This is a genomic window from Paraburkholderia sediminicola (genome assembly GCF_046027355.1).
Lineage (GTDB): Bacteria > Pseudomonadota > Gammaproteobacteria > Burkholderiales > Burkholderiaceae > Paraburkholderia > Paraburkholderia sediminicola_B.
Genome location: NZ_JAQQEK010000008.1, coordinates 234,609 through 249,149 on the forward strand (window position 1 = coordinate 234,609; position 14,541 = coordinate 249,149).

Below are 14,541 nucleotides of genomic sequence, written 5' to 3' on the forward strand. Positions count from 1 at the left end.
TTTATTCCGAATCGTCGGTTTCACTCGTTTGTGGCTTGGGCGCGGCGGCGAGCGCGCTCAACAGCGCCGGGTCTTCGAGCAACTGGCCGACGAGCTTCTCGGCATCGGTTTTGCCATCCATGTAGGTGAGCAGGTTCTGCAGCTGGCTGCGCGCCTCGAGCAGCTTCGCAAGCGGCTCGACCTTGCGGGCGATCGCGGCCGGCGAGAAGTCGTCCATGCTCTCGAAGGTCATGTCGACGCCGATCTTTCCTTCGCCCGTCAGCGTGTTGTCGACGTGCATCGCGACGCGCGGCTTCATCGAGCGCAGCCGCTCGTCGAAGTTGTCGATATCGATCTCGACGAACTTGCGCTCGGTAACCGGCGGCAGCGGCTCTTGCGTCTGACCCGACAGATCCGACAGCACGCCCATCACGAAAGGCAGATTGACCTTCTTCTCCGAGCCATAGACTTCGACGTCGTATTCAATCTGCACGCGCGGCGCGCGATTGCGCGCAATGAACTTCTGACTGCTTTCCTTGGCCATCCTGTGATCCTCCTCAGTGAAAACAATGTGATGCGACGCGCTTGGAATCAGCTGGCCGGCAAATCGGCGGCCGCCGTTCCGATCACCTGAGTCAATTGCGCGAGCCCTTCCGGCGCGAGTTCCTTTAGCAGATCGACGAACGACTTGTCGATCAGGCCGCGCGCACGTGCGAGCAGGAGCGGCACCGGGCTCGCGGGTTCGTGCCTGGCGTAATACGCGCACAGGCGCTCCAGCGTCGCGGCGACCTCGGCGCGGCTCGAGATAACGTCACCGGCCAGCGCGGGCCGCGCTTCGCTTGCGCGATCGTCCGCCGGTGCTGCTGCGTCCGCCGCGACGCCCTGCTTCTTCAGGCACCCGCTCAGCAGCGCTCCCGCCCGCCGAAGCAGGGTCTTGAGCGCGTGCAGTTCGAGCGCCTGCGTCACGCCCACGCGCTCCGTCAACACGCGCTCGAGCAGTTCAGCATTGGCGAGCGCCGCGTCGGCTGCGGTCTTCGCGCGCATCGCTGCTTCCGGCGACGAGGCCGTGGCCGCTTCGATCTCCGAAAGGCTCACGACCACGCGGCCGTCGGGGGCGACGGACTCGCCGTTCGCATACGACCACTCGCGCAAGGTGACCGGCACGTCATGCGGCAGGAGCCGGCAATCCATCAGCTCGGCGAGCAGACCGGCTGCATCCACGAATGCGGCGAGTGCGTTGATCCGCACGGTCGGATCGTTGCCGTCGCTCGCGTCGAGTTGCGGATGCACGTGATCCCAGTTGCGATCGAGAAGCGTCGCGGCGAGCGCGAGGCCATCCGCGAGCCCTGCAATACCCTCGTGAGCCAGCCGCGCTCGTGCAAGCCACGCGACCACACGCAGGTCTCGCGTGCGCGCCATCAACTCGACGCACAAGGCATCCGCCGCTGCCCAGTCGGGCGGTACGGCGGCGACTAGCGTGGCGCCGTATTCCGCTTCAGGACGTCCACTAACGGCTTCCTCGAGTTCGCGGAATCGCGGGTCGTATTCGAGATCCGGTCCGCACGGCGCTTCATCCGACAGCGCGTCCAACCATTCCGTCCAATCCTGATGAGCGATGAATTCAGTTTTCATAGTCTGCGTTGTGCGTTGAACCCAGGCGTTTCGTTCATTTGCCTCTTGCTTCAGACAACACGCGAAAGGCCTCTCTATTCCATCGACTTTTCAACTGTAGTAATCCGAATTAATTTGATTGATCGCGACCGCAAGAGGTAACGTCTGCCGCCGCTCGTTACTTGAAAAAAGTATAAGTGGCGATGTACGGCGAGTTGCCCACCGCATGTTCGACTGTGCAAGGCGCTGCCGGCGCAACTCCGCCTGCGGTCATCGTGCGTTGCACGTAGCGCACGTCGCTCAACATGCCCTTCGCGCCCGTCGAATGTGTTTCCAGCAGGAGTTGCGGCACGCCGTTCGGCATTTCACTTGGCATCTGCGCGAGGACATGGCCCACGATCCGGCTGCCGTCGCGGGCTTCCCAGGACGGTCCCGCCGAATGCTCGATCACCGCGGTCCCGTTGGAGTCGAACAACGTGGCACGCGGACTGCGGAATACCCAGCCGAGCGTGTGATTCGCATCGTATTCGCATGAGTAAAGCTGGACACCGGATGCGGTCGCGCTCAGGAGCGCTCGCGCATCGGGCGGGTCGATCGGCGCGGCGCCGGCCGATGTGCCGACTACCGCCAACAACCATACGGCGCTGATCGAATAGCGCGTTCTGCGTGACAAGCGAATCATGGCGATGCTCCTTGTTGACCCGATACGATGAAACACTGCAACCACCCCTCGTCAGACACGGTCGAGATTGGCCGAGGCGAACGCCCAGTTCAGGTGACGCGAGATCGTTGCGACCAGATAGTCCGGCCGGCGGTTCTGATAGTCCAGGTAGTACGCGTGCTCCCATACATCGACGGTGAGCAGCGGCACGAGTCCACGCGTGAACGGCGTTTCCGCGTTGCTCGTCTTGACCACCGCGAGTTCTCCGCGATCGAGCACGAGCCATCCCCAGCCGCTGCCGAACTGCGATGCCGAAGTCGCGACGAGCGTCTTGCCGAGCGCCTCGACGGAACCGAACTTGCGGGCGATCGCCGCCTGAAGCTTCGCGCTCGGCGCGCTCGGCGCCGGACTCAGCGAGTTCCAGTAGAAGTTGTGGTTCCATGCTTGCGCGGCGTTGTTGAAGACGTCGGCGAGCGCGGGCTGATCGTGCGACTGCATGACGACCTGTTCGAGCGATGCCTGTTCGAGCGGCGTGCCGGCAAGGAGCTTGTGCAGATTGTCGAAATACGCCTTGTGGTGCTTGCCATGATGAATGCCGATGGTCCGCGCTGAAATGACCGGTTCGAGCGCATTGTCGGCCCATGGCAGGGGCGGCAGCGTTTGCGGCGACGAGCCGAGAAATGCCGGAACGACGCTCGTCGCCATGCTTGCGGCGGGTTCGGCGTCGGGAGCGGTCGCGCCGTACGCAATCTTCGAGAACAGCACGCTGAATGAGGCCATGGACCCCGCCGCCATCAGACGTCGCCGGGAAATGAAGGAGTTGAGCATGTTTGAACCTGTTGTTGTGTGGGCGACCAGTTCACCCGGTCTGCTGATACAACACCTCGTCATTACGATCTATTCCACGCCGCGTTGAAATCTCCCCGGGCGGCTGCCGGCGGAATAACGGGCGTTGCCCGGCTGTTCTTCGCACGTGAAGAAACCGTCAGCCGGAGATGCGATGAAAGCAAAAATGACCATTGAGAATTTGTCGATTCCCTACGAAAAAATCACGACGGTCGGAGGCCGTCTTTCGAGCGAGCCTGCCGGTCATCACTTCGACCTGAGCTTTCGCATCAACGTGAAGCCACGCATGTTTGGCAAGTTGTCGGGTACGGACATCGACAGCCCGGTGCTGCAATGGAACGAGCGCATCGAATGGTTCCGCTACGACGATTCGACGCAGCAATGGGTGTTTGTCGACGAAGTCGGCAAGGACATGTACGCGTTCAAGCCGACTTCGAACACGTTCAAGATCTGGCATTCGTACCGGTATCTCATAGCGACGGACGACACCAACCGTCCGCCCGCCGCGCTCAAGGCGACGAAAAGCGATGAAGACGCGAGGAAGTGGATTGCCGAGAACGGCTTTTCGTGGAACCTGGCGATTCGCGACGTGCCGTCGATGGGAATTGCCGGTGGTTCGGGCGGAGGTGGCGGCGACAGTCTCGTGACCGGGGACACGCGGCGTCGCGTCATTTATTTCGATCTGGGATTTTCAGGCCACGCGGAGCGCGTGAGGCTCGTGCAAATACTGGAGACGTTCAGGGGACAACTCACCATCTGCCACCTGATTCGAGGCGACATACAGAAAGCGACGGTGGACCTGCCGCAGAATCTCGACCGATGGCGCTTCCAGTTGGCGACGGGCGCTCGCTAGTCTTCAGGGCGCCGGTTTCGACTGCGGCCGGCACGCGTGTTGACGCATGGGCGCATCCGTTATCGCCCGCCCAATGCCAAGCGGAAACTACCCGCAACACGAGTATTGCAGCAAGAAACGGCAGGCGACCGACTGTTTGCGCCCGTATGGTTCAGGCAGAGGGCAGCGATGGCGTTTCCCTCGTTCAACCACAGTCAATGAGGAATTCACCATGTCCAAGGAAGATGACAACAAGGCCGTCGTGGGACGCTGGTTTACCGATTTCTGGGGCAAGACCTGCAGCCTCGACATCGTCGATGAACTCGCCGCTCCCGACATGCTTCTTCAATACTCGCTGCACGAGCCGCGCCGTGGCCGCGAAGACATCAAGGCCTTCATGACCGATTTCCGCGAAGCGTTCCCGGACCTCAACTTCTGGGGCGCCGCCGATCTCATCGCCGAGGGAGACTACGTCGTGGGCCGCTGGGAGGGTGGCGGCACACATACCGGTCCGGCATTCAGCGATTTCCTCGTCGGGTCGTTGCCTGCGGCGACCGGCCGGACCATGCGTTTCACCGGCACGACCGTGTTACGGCTCAAGGACGGCATGATCGTTGAAGAAATCGGCCTGGACGACGGCGTCACTGCCTTGCAGCAACTGGGACTCATCAAGCCAGTGTGAACGAAGGCGTAGCGCTTCCGGTATCTCTCGACGTCGCCGTGCGCAGCTAACGATACAACGGGCCGGTACACCCCGGTTCGTCGTATCGGAGGTTGGCAAGAGTCGGCCTGGAGAAACGCACACGCGCCCTATCACACCTCGCCGCCGACCACTGCGGCATTGAGCGCCAACGAGAGCGCGCCAACCAGAACAAGACTCAACGCCCAGACCGCATCCAGATTGAACCAGCTCCGCGACACGAACTTCAACCCCAGGTAGCGATAGACCAGCCAGGCCAGAAGCCCACCGGCAACCATCATCGCGCAAGCATGCACGCCCGAGACCAGCAGCGCCATGCCTAGATTCGCTTCGATCAGGGTTTGTGCGGCCCGATGTCCTCGATCCATGTCGTAAGCGCTGCACAGTCCGAGGTAGATGGGAACGAGCATCAGTCCGGCGCCGTGCGCGATGGCAACGGCGAACGACCACAGCGCGAGCCGTGACGGCGGAATCCGCACGAGCACACGCGGATGGCGTCGCCGGATCAGCAGGAAAACACCGAAGCCGATTACGAGCACACTGGCGCCGATCTGGATCTCGCGCTGCCAGGCGAGCAGGATGGTCAGCATGGCGAACGGCAGCATCACCAGTAACACGGCCAGCACGTGCCCCACCGCGAGATAGACGAGCGCGCTGAACAGCGCCCGCGCGCGTCGTTCCATCAAGCCGCTCGACACGGCGAGCGGCCATCCCATCGCCGGGTTGATCCCGTGATAGACACCGCTCGCCAGAATGGCCAGCCACAGGCCGGTCTGCGACCAGCCTCCCCCCATCAAACGCCCACCGACGGGTAACAGAACGAATCGGTCGAGCAGTCTCCGCCTTCGAGCCGGATCTGGTGAGCCCGGTATCCGTCCGGAAACGCCACCCAATAGTCATCGGCCAACGCGAGGCCGCCGCCAGGTTCGGCCCGCGCCATGACCTGCGCAGCAGGCACGCCGTCCGGGTAGAACTGGTTGTCCCACGTGGAATAGAGCGAGTTGGTCCAGTAGACCCGCTTGCCGTCGCGGCTGATCTCCACCATCTGCGGACCGCCCGCGAAGATCTTGCCGTTCGGATGAGGCGTGCGCCGCGCTATCCCGCCGATGTGAACCGATCCCGTGAGCTTCGGCTTGCGCGGTTCCGTCACGTCGTACTGGCGCATCTCGCCGGTGCCCCAACAGGCGACGTACAGGAATTTGTCGTCGATGGAGAGATCGATGTCCGTGACGAGCGGCGGCACCGCGCCGAAACCCTGCAGCAACGGCGGCAACTGTTCGGTGGCCGCGGGTTCCGGCGGAATGGTCGCGGTCTTCTCAATGTGAAACTCGCCCCCTTCCCGCCACCACGTCCAGATCGACCCTTCCAGATTCGTCGTATCGACCACGACGCCGATGAACCCGTACTCCCGGCTCGGATCGTGCGCGGGCCGCACTTCGAGCGCCATCTGATGGTTCGCGCCGAGGTCAAGCGTCTGCACGTTGCGTCGCCCCCGCAAATCCCAGAAGTGGATGCGGTGCCCGTATTTGTTCGACAGCAGGTCCTCGGGGACGATACCGTTCTCGAATTGCGGCGGCAACGCCCATTCGCTCGACACCATATAGTCGCGTGGCAGGTTCCACCAGAAATCGTAGTGCTTCTCCTGCATCCCGCGATCGATCTCCCAGCGGCCGAGCACCTCGAACGTTTCGCAATCCATGATGAAGATGCCCGGCGGCCCGTCGGTGCCATCTTCCCCCGCGCCGCCGAGCGTGCTGACGTAAATCCCTTCCGGCCCGCAATGAACCGTGTGCGGGCGCGAGTAGCCCGTTTTGCGGAAAATTTCCTCGGGCTCGATGATCTTGTGAATCTTCGCCTGGGTCGGATGCGGATGGGTGTCGACGATGTAAATGCGTGAAGAACGCATGCCCGGAATGATCAGATAGCGCCGCTCGAGGAATGCGTGGCCCGTCAGCGGCGAAAGTGACGATGAGCAGGCATTCCAGCCGAAATGATGAAATTCGTCCCCCTTGTACGGTACGGGCACGGTGTGAACCACCTGGCTGTAGGTGGGCGAGCCGGGCTTCACGTCGATGACGGCGAGCGCGTCGGGCTGCGAGAAATCGGGGCTGAGAAGCACGGTGTACGCGTACTCCTCCGCGGGCGCATCCATCGCGAGTTTCGGTGACGCATGGAACGTGGGATCTGGGCGCATACCCATGGCGGGGTCTCCTTGTCTATCTGATTCGGGGCCAGGGCGTTCGCGTATTCACCGTCACGGACGGGCCGCTCGCCTTGTTACGAAACATCGTGTGTCAATGAGAAGCACGGCCCGATGGCGACGGACCGTGGCGCAGCCTTAGATTTGTAGTTCACGGCGGCAGCGAGAGCAACCGAGAGTTTCGCCAGGTTTTGTGCACTGCGCCTTTCGTCATACTTAGGCGCCCTTCTACACTATCCTGGTCGCCAACACCAAATAGTTCGACAGGATCGTTGCGCAACCGTTCAGCCCCTGCGGCGCGCGCAGGTGACGCCCTGATTGCGGCTGTCAGTGTTGCACGCCCCAGCGCCGAACGGTTACGCGTTCGAGCGTATCGAACACCAGGTGCTCGATCAGCAAGCCGATCACGATCACCGCGGCGAGGCCCGCGAAAACGCGGTCCGTATACAGTTCGTTGCGATTCTGGAAGATGTACCAGCCGAGGCCGCCGCTGCCCGAACTCGCGCCGAACACGAGTTCGGCCGCGATCAGCGTACGCCAGGCAAACGCCCAACCGACCCGCAAGCCCGCCAGAATCGCCGGCAACGCCGCCGGGACCAGAATCAGCAGCACGTGGCGCATGCCGGTGAGCCCGTAGTTGCGGCCGGTCATGCGCAGCGTCGCCGGCACCGACTGAAAACCGGAATAGGTGTTCAGCGCCAGCGGCCAAAGCACCGAATGGACCAGCACGAACAGCAGGCTGCCGGTGCCGAGGCCGAACCACAGCAACGCGAGCGGCAACAGCGCGATGGATGGCAGCGGGTTGAACATCGCCGTCAGCATCGACAGGACATCACGGCCCAGACGCGTCGATACCGCGAGCGACGTCAGCACGAAGGCGAGCGCGGCGCCCAGCAGATAGCCGCGCAGCAGCACGGACATCGATACGGCCGTTTTCTGCAGCAGTTCGCCGGACCACACGCCTTGCACGAACGCGCTGAACGTCGCGCCGAAAGTCGGCAGCAGCAGATCGTTGTCGATCGCGCGCGCGGCGATTTCCCAGATGCCGATCAAGACAAGTGCAATCAGCGTCTTGCGCAACCAGCTCTGCGCGAAGATGCGCTTGCCGAGCGGCAGCGGCGCTTCGAGGACGAGTTCACCGAGCGGTTCAAGTGGACGCTCATACTCCTCGCGAACCGGCGGCAACAAGGTGGCGGGAGAACTCATTGCACGGCCTCCGTCTCTTCGAACAACAGGTGATGAATACGCGCGACGCTGCGCTGAAAATCGCTGCGCCCGAAGCTGTCCTGCGAATATTGATGGCTGTTGAGCTCCGCGCGCACGCGGCCGGGATGCGGTGACAACAACAGAATACGGTTGCCCACCACCAGCGCTTCTTCGATCGAATGCGTGACGAACAGCAAGGTGAAGTTCACTTCTTCCCACAGACGCAATAGCTCTTCCTGCATCTTGCGGCGAGTCAGCGCGTCGAGCGCGGCGAAGGGCTCGTCCATCAGCAGCACGCGCGGCTGCATCGCCAACGCGCGCGCAATCGCGACGCGCTGCTTCATGCCGCCCGACAACGTATGCGGATAAGCGTTGGCAAACGACGCCAGCCCGACCTTCTCCAGATAGTGCAGCGCCCGCTCGTTGGCTTCCGCACGCGACAGCTTCTTCGCGACACGCAGCGGAAAGGCGACGTTCTGCAGCACGGTCTTCCACGGCGGCAACTGATCGAACTCCTGAAACACGACAATGCGATCGGCGCCGGGACCCCGGATAGTCTGACCGTCGAGCGAGATGCTGCCGGACGTCGGTTCGATAAAGCCGGCCACCGCCTTGAGCAGCGTCGACTTGCCGCAACCGGACGGTCCCAGCAGGACGAAACGGTCGCCACCGTAGACGTCGAAACTCACGTCATGGGTCGCGCGCACGATCCGCTCACGCGTGCGGTATTCGAGGTTGACGTTTTCGACCGCGAGCAGTTTTTCGCTGGTCGCCGGCGTGGTCGTTTCAGAGCGGTTCGGAAACAACACAGTAGGATTGGCCACCATCAGATCGCTCCCTGTAAGCCGACCACTCGGGCCGATAAATATCCGGCGATGCTCGCGTATGCATTCATGTTCAGCTTCCGGTGGCGGTCGCCGGGTCGTCGAAGAAATAATCCTTCCAGGACTTTGGCTCGTTCCTGATCACGCCGACGCGATGCATGAACTGCGCGAGTCCGAACGTATTCTGCGGTGCGACCTTGAACTGCACTTGCGGATCCTTGATGACCTTCAGCAGCAGATTGCGGTCGATCTTCGACTGATTCGTGCGGATGTAGATATCGGCCGCGGCATCGGGATTCGCCGTGATGAAGCGCGCCGCGTCTGCCAGCGCGTCGACGAATGCGCGGTAGGTCTTCGGATTGTTGTCGCGGAATTTTTCCGTTGCGTACAGGACGGTCGCCGAACTCGGGCCGCCCAGCACGTCGTATGAATTCAACACGATGTGCGCCTTCGGATTGCCCGCCAGCTCCTGCTCCTGAAACGGCGGATTGCCGAAGTGGCCGGTGATTTCCGTGCCGCCCGCGATGATCGCCGCGGCCGCGTCCGGATGCGGCAAAGCCTGCGTGAACTTGTCGAGGCGGTTGTAATCCTTGTCGCCCCAACGTTTCGCCGCCGCGTATTGCAGCACGCGCGATTGCACCGACACGTTGACGGCCGGCACCGCGATGCGGTCCTTCTCGGTGAAGTCGGCAATCGTCTTGACGTCGGGATTGTTGCTGATGAGGTAATACGGCAGATTGCCGAGCGACGCCACGCCCTTCACGTTCTGCTTGCCATGCGTGCGATCCCAGATCGTGAGCAACGGGCCCACGCCCGCGCCGGCGATATCCACCGCGCCGGAAAGCAACGCGTCGTTGACGGCGGCGCCGCCCGAGAGCTTCACCCAGTCGACCTTGATATCGAGCCCCTGCTTACGCCCTTCTTTCTCGACGAACTGCTGATCGCGCGCCACGTTCAGCAGCAGATAGACGATACCGAACTGCTCGGCGACGCGAATCCGCCCTTCGGCATGCGCGGGCATGGCTGCGCCGAGGGCGGCCGCAGCCGTCGACAGAGTCAGCAACGTCGCGGTCAAACGGCGAGCAAAAGACGACCGCGCGGCGGTCGGGCGAAACATGGCGAGCATCGGAACTCCGGTCAGCGTGTGATGGTAGTCAAAGCGGGCTACGTTGCCGTCAGAACGGCACGTCGCCTTCAATCGTCGTGCGATACAGTTTGCGGCGCAGATGATCCGGCGTGCCGGCGGCGAGATGCATCAATGAGCGGTTGTCCCAGAACACCATGTCGTGTTCGGCCCACTGATGCCGGTACAGATGCTCCGGGCGCACGCTATGCGCGAAGAGTTCCTCGAGCAACTGCTTGCTCTCGTCTTCGGGCAAGCCGATCACGCGGGTGGTGAAATGCTCGCTGACGAAGAGCGCCTTGCGTCCGGTCTCCGGATGCGTGCGCACGATCGGATGCACCACCGGTTTCACCTGGGCGATCTGTTCGGCCGAGAGATTCGGGCGCCACGGGCTGCGTTTTTGCAGTTCGGCGTATTTCGCGAGATACGTGTGCTCCGCCGAACGCCCCTCCACTGCGGCGCGCAAATGCGCTGGCAACGTGTCGTACGCCAGATGCATGTTGGCGAACAGCGTATCGCCGCCTTCCGACGGCAGTTCCTGCGCGTGCAGCAGCGAACCGAGGCTCGGCTTCTCCTTGTACGACAGGTCGGAATGCCAGTAGTGACCGGCGTCGCCGAGACCGATCGGCTGGCCGTTCTCGACGATGTTCGAGACGACCAGCACCTCCGGATAGCCAATCAACTGGAATTGATGCAGCACATGAATCTGCAGCGGACCGAAACGGCGGCTAAAGGCGATCTGCTGATCCGGCGTGATGCGTTGATCGCGAAACACCAGCACGTGATGATCCAGATGCGCGCGGTGAATGCGGCGGAAATCGTCGTCGCTCAGCGGCTGGCTGAGATCGAGGCCCAGAACTTCCGCGCCGACGGCGCCGAAGGCGCGAATCTCGATGGGCTGGGCTTGATGGGTGCGGCCAGGCTCACTGGCGGCGGTGGGTGCAAAGGCAGTCGTCACAGGAAACTCTTGGTCGAATCTGTTCGGAAACGCCGGCGAGGGCGCAGTCAGACGAATTTACCGGCGCGGGCGCGCGCCGACAACGAAGCAAATCCGATACTGTTATCTGCTGGAGTGATAAACCCGATGCTTTAACGCGTCGCGGGCAGCCGACCGACTCCTGATGTGTCCCCGCGTGGCCCCGTCAAAGCCGCCCTGGACGCGGATCCGGCACGAAACCGTCCCGATTGGGCATGACCACACGTGGCAAAGATGCCGCGTCGAGCCGAGTATTCGCCGGGACGATGCCGTTCTGGTTGAGCAGGAATGCGCTCACCGCGTACACCTCGTCGGCGGAAAGCGATTCGGGCGCGTTGTAGGGCATCGCGCGGCGGATATAGTCGAACAGCGTAGTCGCGTACGGCCAATAGCTGCCCACCGTGCGCTTCGGCTTCGCGCTGGTCAACGTGCCCTGCCCGCCTATGAGTTGATCGCCGAGACCGCCTTGGCCCTGAGCGCCGTGGCACGCCGCGCATTTCGCGGCGAAGATGTGCGCACCGCCGGCGACGTCGCCGCTGCCCGGCGGCAGGCCGCGGCCGTCCGGCGCGACGTCGATGTTCCAGACGGCAAGGTCCTGGGCGGAGATCGGCGTGCCGACGTCGTGGCTCGCCTCGGCGTTGCGAGCACCTGGCGTCACGGATGAACACGATGCCAGCGTGGTAAGCGACACCAGCACGGCCAACGCCGCACAAGCAGGCATGCGTCGCGAAAGCCCCTCACGCATTGCGCACCTCGCCGCTTGCTTCCACTCGCCATTGCTGGATCGCGTTGTAGTGGTACTGCGAATTTTGCCCGCGCGCGGCGACGAGTTCGCTGCGCGTCGGCTGCACATAGCCGGTCGAATCGGTGGCGCGCGAGAGAATCGCGGCAGCGCCGCCGTCCCAGTGCCAGTCCGCCTCGAAGCGCGTCAGCGCGCGGTCGTGGATCGCGCCGACGAGACGCGCGGCGCGCCACGTCGTCCCGCCATCGGTCGAGACCTCGACCTTGCGGACCGTGCCGCGCCCGGACCAGGCCAGACCGGTGATCGGGTAATAACCATGCGTGGTGAGCCGATGCCCCGGCGACGGTCGCGTGATCACCGACTTCGCGTCCATTTCGAACGCGAACTGACGCGCGGTGCCGTTGGCGAGCAGGCTGGTGTACTTGGAGGTTTCCTCGCGCGTTTGCAACGGCGCGTCGACCACCTTCAGCCGACGCAGCCACTTGACGTTGGTATTGCCCTCGAAGCCCGGCACGATCAGCCGCAACGGATAACCATTCTCCGGGCGCAAGCGTTCGCCGTTTTGCGCGTAGACCACGAGCGCGCGATCGAGTATCCGTTCGAGCGGCAAACTGCGCGTCATGGCAGCGGCGTCGGCGCCCTCCGCCAATAACCACCCGCCCTGTGCTCCGTTGCCGGATACCGATACGCCGCCCACTTCTTCAAGCAAGGTGGAAAGACGCACGCCAGTCCATTCGCAACACGACAGCAGACCATGCGTGAGTTGCACGGGCATGCCGCTCGGCCCGTTCCATTCATTGCCGGTATTGCCGGAGCATTCCAGAAAATGGATGCGAGACTCAGATGGCAGGCGCAGCAGGTCGTCCATCGTGAAGAGTTTCGGCGTCCGCACGAGTCCGTGAATCGCGAGCCTGTGCTGATCGGGGTCGATGTCGGGCACACCACCGTGATGACGCTCGTAGACGAGACCGTTGGGCGTCAGCGTACCTTGCAAATCGGCGAGCGGCGTCATCGACGAAGCCGCGCCGGGTAGCGGCCACGCGCGTGCGCTTCGGCGCACGACCTCCGCCTCATGCGGCGACGGCACGCCGTACGGATGCTCGAGTATGGGCGCGCCAGGCACGCGACTCGACGGCGCGACCTCGAGCGGCTTGAGCAATTCACTTGCTGCCGCAGCCTGCGAAGCAACGAGGCTGCCGAGCGCAAGACGGCCAAGCACTCGACGGCGACTACGCGACGGCGGTGGCGAATCCGGCTGGGCGGTGCGCGAGGACATCAACGCGTTCCCGCCACGGCCGATTCCGCGTAGTCCTCGCCATCGATGTCATAGCCCGACGGCTCCCAACGAATCACCAGCAACGTGAGCAGCGAACTCAGCGGCGCGATCGCGATCAGCCAGAACACCTTCGTGCCGAGCGCGGCGGCGAGCACGGGAAAGAGAAACAGCGAGACCGTCGAGGCGGAACGCACCAGGGTCTGGTTGAAACCCACGCCAATCCCGCGCAAGGACGTGGGATAACTCAGCGACGCATACGTCATCGAATGGGAACCCGGTCCGAAACCTTGCCCGAACAGATAGCCGCCGAGCAGCAGGATCGCCACCACGACGAGCGCGCCGCTGCTGGGTTTGCCGATTAGCGCGAGCCCGATCAGCGAGGCGAATTGCAGCGCGTGTCCGAGCACCGTCATTTTCCAGGCACCGATCGTCGGCGCGGTGCGCACGCCGATCAGGCCGCCAACGAACGCAAACGCCAGATTCAGCGCCAGCGCGGCGATGATCGTCGTGAGCGGGCCTTGATGAAAGAAGCTGGTGATGATCACCGGCAAGCCGAAGATGATCGCGTTGTAGCCGAACGAGGAAGCACTGCCGATCACTGCAGCGAGAATCGTGCGACGGCGATAGGTGGCGTTGAAGAGCACGCCGTAGTTGCGCCACGATGCGGCGCGTGGCGCTTTAGCGGGCACGTCGCTTTGCTCCACCACAGCATCCACACCGTACGAGCGCTTCAGGATGCGCGCGGCCTCGTCGAGATTGCCCTGATTCGCGGCCCATACCGGCGATTCGCTGATATAGCGGCTGCGCACGAGAATGATCGCGATGGCGGGCACCGCACCGAAGGCCAGCGTCAGACGCCACAGCCAGCCGAGTTGATGCTCGGGCAGAATCGCATAGAGGCCGAGAATCAACAGATAGCAGGTGCTCGTGGCCGCGTACCACGCCGGGCACCACGCAGCGACGCTGGCCGCCTTGTTGCCCTTGCCCGCCACGCGCGAGAACTCCGCGAGAAACGCCATCGCCACCGGCAGATCGAGACCGACGCCGAAACCCATCAGAAAGCGCGCGCCGCCGAGCACCCACGCATTCGGCGCGAGACCGGCCGCGATCGCCGCGACCACGAAGAACAGCATGTCGGCCATGAACACACGATAGCGGCCGATGCGATCAGTCAGATATCCGCCGAACAGCGCGCCGAGAATCGCGCCGAAGGTAATAGCGGATGAAACGAAGCCCACCTGGACCGGCGACAGCGAGAACTGGCGCGCGATGTCCTTGATCCCGTAAGCGAGCGAGGTGAGATCGTAAGCATCCAGAAAGACACCGCCGAGCGCGATCGCAATCACGATCCGCGCATTACTACCCTTCGCCGCACCCGCGTTGACGATACGCGAAACGTCTTGCGCGCTGCGGATGACGGCGGGTCGCGCCGCGCTGTCGGCGGCCGTTTGAGCGTCGACGGTAGTCGACGGAAAAGCAACAGTGGACATGATCCGGACTTCGCATGAATGGCTGAAGCGTTGCATGGTAGCCATGCGATTCGCGCCGGCAAAACGACGAATTTA

General features: G+C 63.1%; 15 protein-coding genes. 2 read left to right on the forward strand and 13 right to left on the reverse strand.

Translation table 11 applies throughout. The annotated features are described in order from the left end of the window. Position 1: 1 nt before the first annotated feature. The 4 genes from tssB to PQR42_RS16470 form a co-directional block, all read right to left on the reverse strand. Entirely contained in the window at positions 2–523 is a 522-nt protein-coding gene (tssB, locus tag PQR42_RS16455; RefSeq protein WP_408205464.1) for a type VI secretion system contractile sheath small subunit, read from the reverse strand. A 47-nt stretch (positions 524–570) separates the two neighbouring features. Next, positions 571–1,611, reverse strand: a complete 1,041-nt coding sequence (gene tssA, locus PQR42_RS16460) for a type VI secretion system protein TssA (protein WP_408386532.1) — start codon at positions 1,609–1,611, stop codon at positions 571–573. A gap of 157 nt (positions 1,612–1,768) precedes the next feature. Further along, positions 1,769–2,272 (reverse strand): DUF3455 domain-containing protein, encoded by a 504-nt coding sequence (locus PQR42_RS16465; RefSeq protein WP_408386530.1) that lies wholly within the window; start codon positions 2,270–2,272, stop codon positions 1,769–1,771. 51 nt (positions 2,273–2,323) lie between these two features. Then, positions 2,324–2,956, reverse strand: coding sequence for a superoxide dismutase (locus PQR42_RS16470; protein ID WP_459252321.1), 633 nt, complete (start codon positions 2,954–2,956; stop codon positions 2,324–2,326). A 307-nt stretch (positions 2,957–3,263) separates the two neighbouring features. Between PQR42_RS16470 and PQR42_RS16475 the strand changes: the two genes are divergently transcribed. Both PQR42_RS16475 and PQR42_RS16480 read left to right on the forward strand, forming a co-directional pair. Beyond that, entirely contained in the window at positions 3,264–3,950 is a 687-nt protein-coding gene (locus tag PQR42_RS16475; RefSeq protein WP_408386527.1) for a hypothetical protein, read from the forward strand. 211 nt (positions 3,951–4,161) lie between these two features. After that, entirely contained in the window at positions 4,162–4,611 is a 450-nt protein-coding gene (locus tag PQR42_RS16480) for an ester cyclase (protein ID WP_408386525.1), read from the forward strand. A gap of 131 nt (positions 4,612–4,742) precedes the next feature. Here PQR42_RS16480 and PQR42_RS16485 read toward each other — a convergent pair whose 3' ends face one another. The 9 genes from PQR42_RS16485 to PQR42_RS16525 form a co-directional block, all read right to left on the reverse strand. Further along, positions 4,743–5,423 (reverse strand): hypothetical protein, encoded by a 681-nt coding sequence (locus PQR42_RS16485; protein WP_408386523.1) that lies wholly within the window; start codon positions 5,421–5,423, stop codon positions 4,743–4,745. Continuing rightward, positions 5,423–6,829, reverse strand: a complete 1,407-nt coding sequence (locus tag PQR42_RS16490) for a selenium-binding protein SBP56-related protein (RefSeq protein ID WP_408386521.1) — start codon at positions 6,827–6,829, stop codon at positions 5,423–5,425. Before PQR42_RS16490 ends, PQR42_RS16485 begins: the two co-directional genes overlap by 1 nt. Before the next feature lie 327 nt (positions 6,830–7,156). Then, on the reverse strand, positions 7,157–8,035 hold the full coding sequence (locus tag PQR42_RS16495) for an ABC transporter permease (protein ID WP_168794034.1): 879 nt from the start codon (positions 8,033–8,035) through the stop codon (positions 7,157–7,159). Next, complete coding sequence (locus tag PQR42_RS16500) at positions 8,032–8,862, reverse strand: ABC transporter ATP-binding protein (RefSeq protein ID WP_408386519.1); 831 nt, start codon at positions 8,860–8,862, stop codon at positions 8,032–8,034. Before PQR42_RS16500 ends, PQR42_RS16495 begins: the two co-directional genes overlap by 4 nt. Positions 8,863–8,932: 70 nt before the next feature. Then, positions 8,933–9,985: an ABC transporter substrate-binding protein gene (locus tag PQR42_RS16505; protein ID WP_408386517.1), complete on the reverse strand. Its 1,053-nt coding sequence runs from the start codon at positions 9,983–9,985 to the stop codon at positions 8,933–8,935. 49 nt (positions 9,986–10,034) lie between these two features. Continuing rightward, positions 10,035–10,940, reverse strand: coding sequence for a TauD/TfdA dioxygenase family protein (locus PQR42_RS16510; protein WP_408205454.1), 906 nt, complete (start codon positions 10,938–10,940; stop codon positions 10,035–10,037). Positions 10,941–11,124: 184 nt separating this feature from the next. After that, the gene (locus PQR42_RS16515; RefSeq protein WP_408386515.1) at positions 11,125–11,703 is read right to left on the reverse strand and encodes a c-type cytochrome; all 579 of its coding nucleotides are present in this window, start codon (positions 11,701–11,703) and stop codon (positions 11,125–11,127) included. Further along, positions 11,696–12,976: a sulfite dehydrogenase gene (gene soxC / locus PQR42_RS16520; RefSeq protein WP_408386513.1), complete on the reverse strand. Its 1,281-nt coding sequence runs from the start codon at positions 12,974–12,976 to the stop codon at positions 11,696–11,698. The genes PQR42_RS16515 and soxC overlap by 8 nt, the downstream gene beginning before the upstream one ends. Continuing rightward, complete coding sequence (locus PQR42_RS16525) at positions 12,976–14,466, reverse strand: MFS transporter (protein WP_408386511.1); 1,491 nt, start codon at positions 14,464–14,466, stop codon at positions 12,976–12,978. The genes soxC and PQR42_RS16525 overlap by 1 nt, the downstream gene beginning before the upstream one ends. Between the last annotated feature and the right edge of the window lie 75 nt (positions 14,467–14,541).

Coding starts and splice junctions, on each gene's coding strand:
- tssB (WP_408205464.1), bottom strand. CDS start 523: ATGGCCAAGGAAAGCAGTCAGAAGTTCATTGCGCGCAATCGCGCGCCG.
- tssA (WP_408386532.1), bottom strand. CDS start 1,611: ATGAAAACTGAATTCATCGCTCATCAGGATTGGACGGAATGGTTGGAC.
- PQR42_RS16465 (WP_408386530.1), bottom strand. CDS start 2,272: ATGATTCGCTTGTCACGCAGAACGCGCTATTCGATCAGCGCCGTATGG.
- PQR42_RS16470 (WP_459252321.1), bottom strand. CDS start 2,956: ATGGCGACGAGCGTCGTTCCGGCATTTCTCGGCTCGTCGCCGCAAACG.
- PQR42_RS16475 (WP_408386527.1), top strand. CDS start 3,264: ATGACCATTGAGAATTTGTCGATTCCCTACGAAAAAATCACGACGGTC.
- PQR42_RS16480 (WP_408386525.1), top strand. CDS start 4,162: ATGTCCAAGGAAGATGACAACAAGGCCGTCGTGGGACGCTGGTTTACC.
- PQR42_RS16485 (WP_408386523.1), bottom strand. CDS start 5,423: ATGGGGGGAGGCTGGTCGCAGACCGGCCTGTGGCTGGCCATTCTGGCG.
- PQR42_RS16490 (WP_408386521.1), bottom strand. CDS start 6,829: ATGGGTATGCGCCCAGATCCCACGTTCCATGCGTCACCGAAACTCGCG.
- PQR42_RS16495 (WP_168794034.1), bottom strand. CDS start 8,035: ATGAGTTCTCCCGCCACCTTGTTGCCGCCGGTTCGCGAGGAGTATGAG.
- PQR42_RS16500 (WP_408386519.1), bottom strand. CDS start 8,862: ATGGTGGCCAATCCTACTGTGTTGTTTCCGAACCGCTCTGAAACGACC.
- PQR42_RS16505 (WP_408386517.1), bottom strand. CDS start 9,985: ATGCTCGCCATGTTTCGCCCGACCGCCGCGCGGTCGTCTTTTGCTCGC.
- PQR42_RS16515 (WP_408386515.1), bottom strand. CDS start 11,703: ATGCGTGAGGGGCTTTCGCGACGCATGCCTGCTTGTGCGGCGTTGGCC.
- soxC (WP_408386513.1), bottom strand. CDS start 12,976: ATGTCCTCGCGCACCGCCCAGCCGGATTCGCCACCGCCGTCGCGTAGT.
- PQR42_RS16525 (WP_408386511.1), bottom strand. CDS start 14,466: ATGTCCACTGTTGCTTTTCCGTCGACTACCGTCGACGCTCAAACGGCC.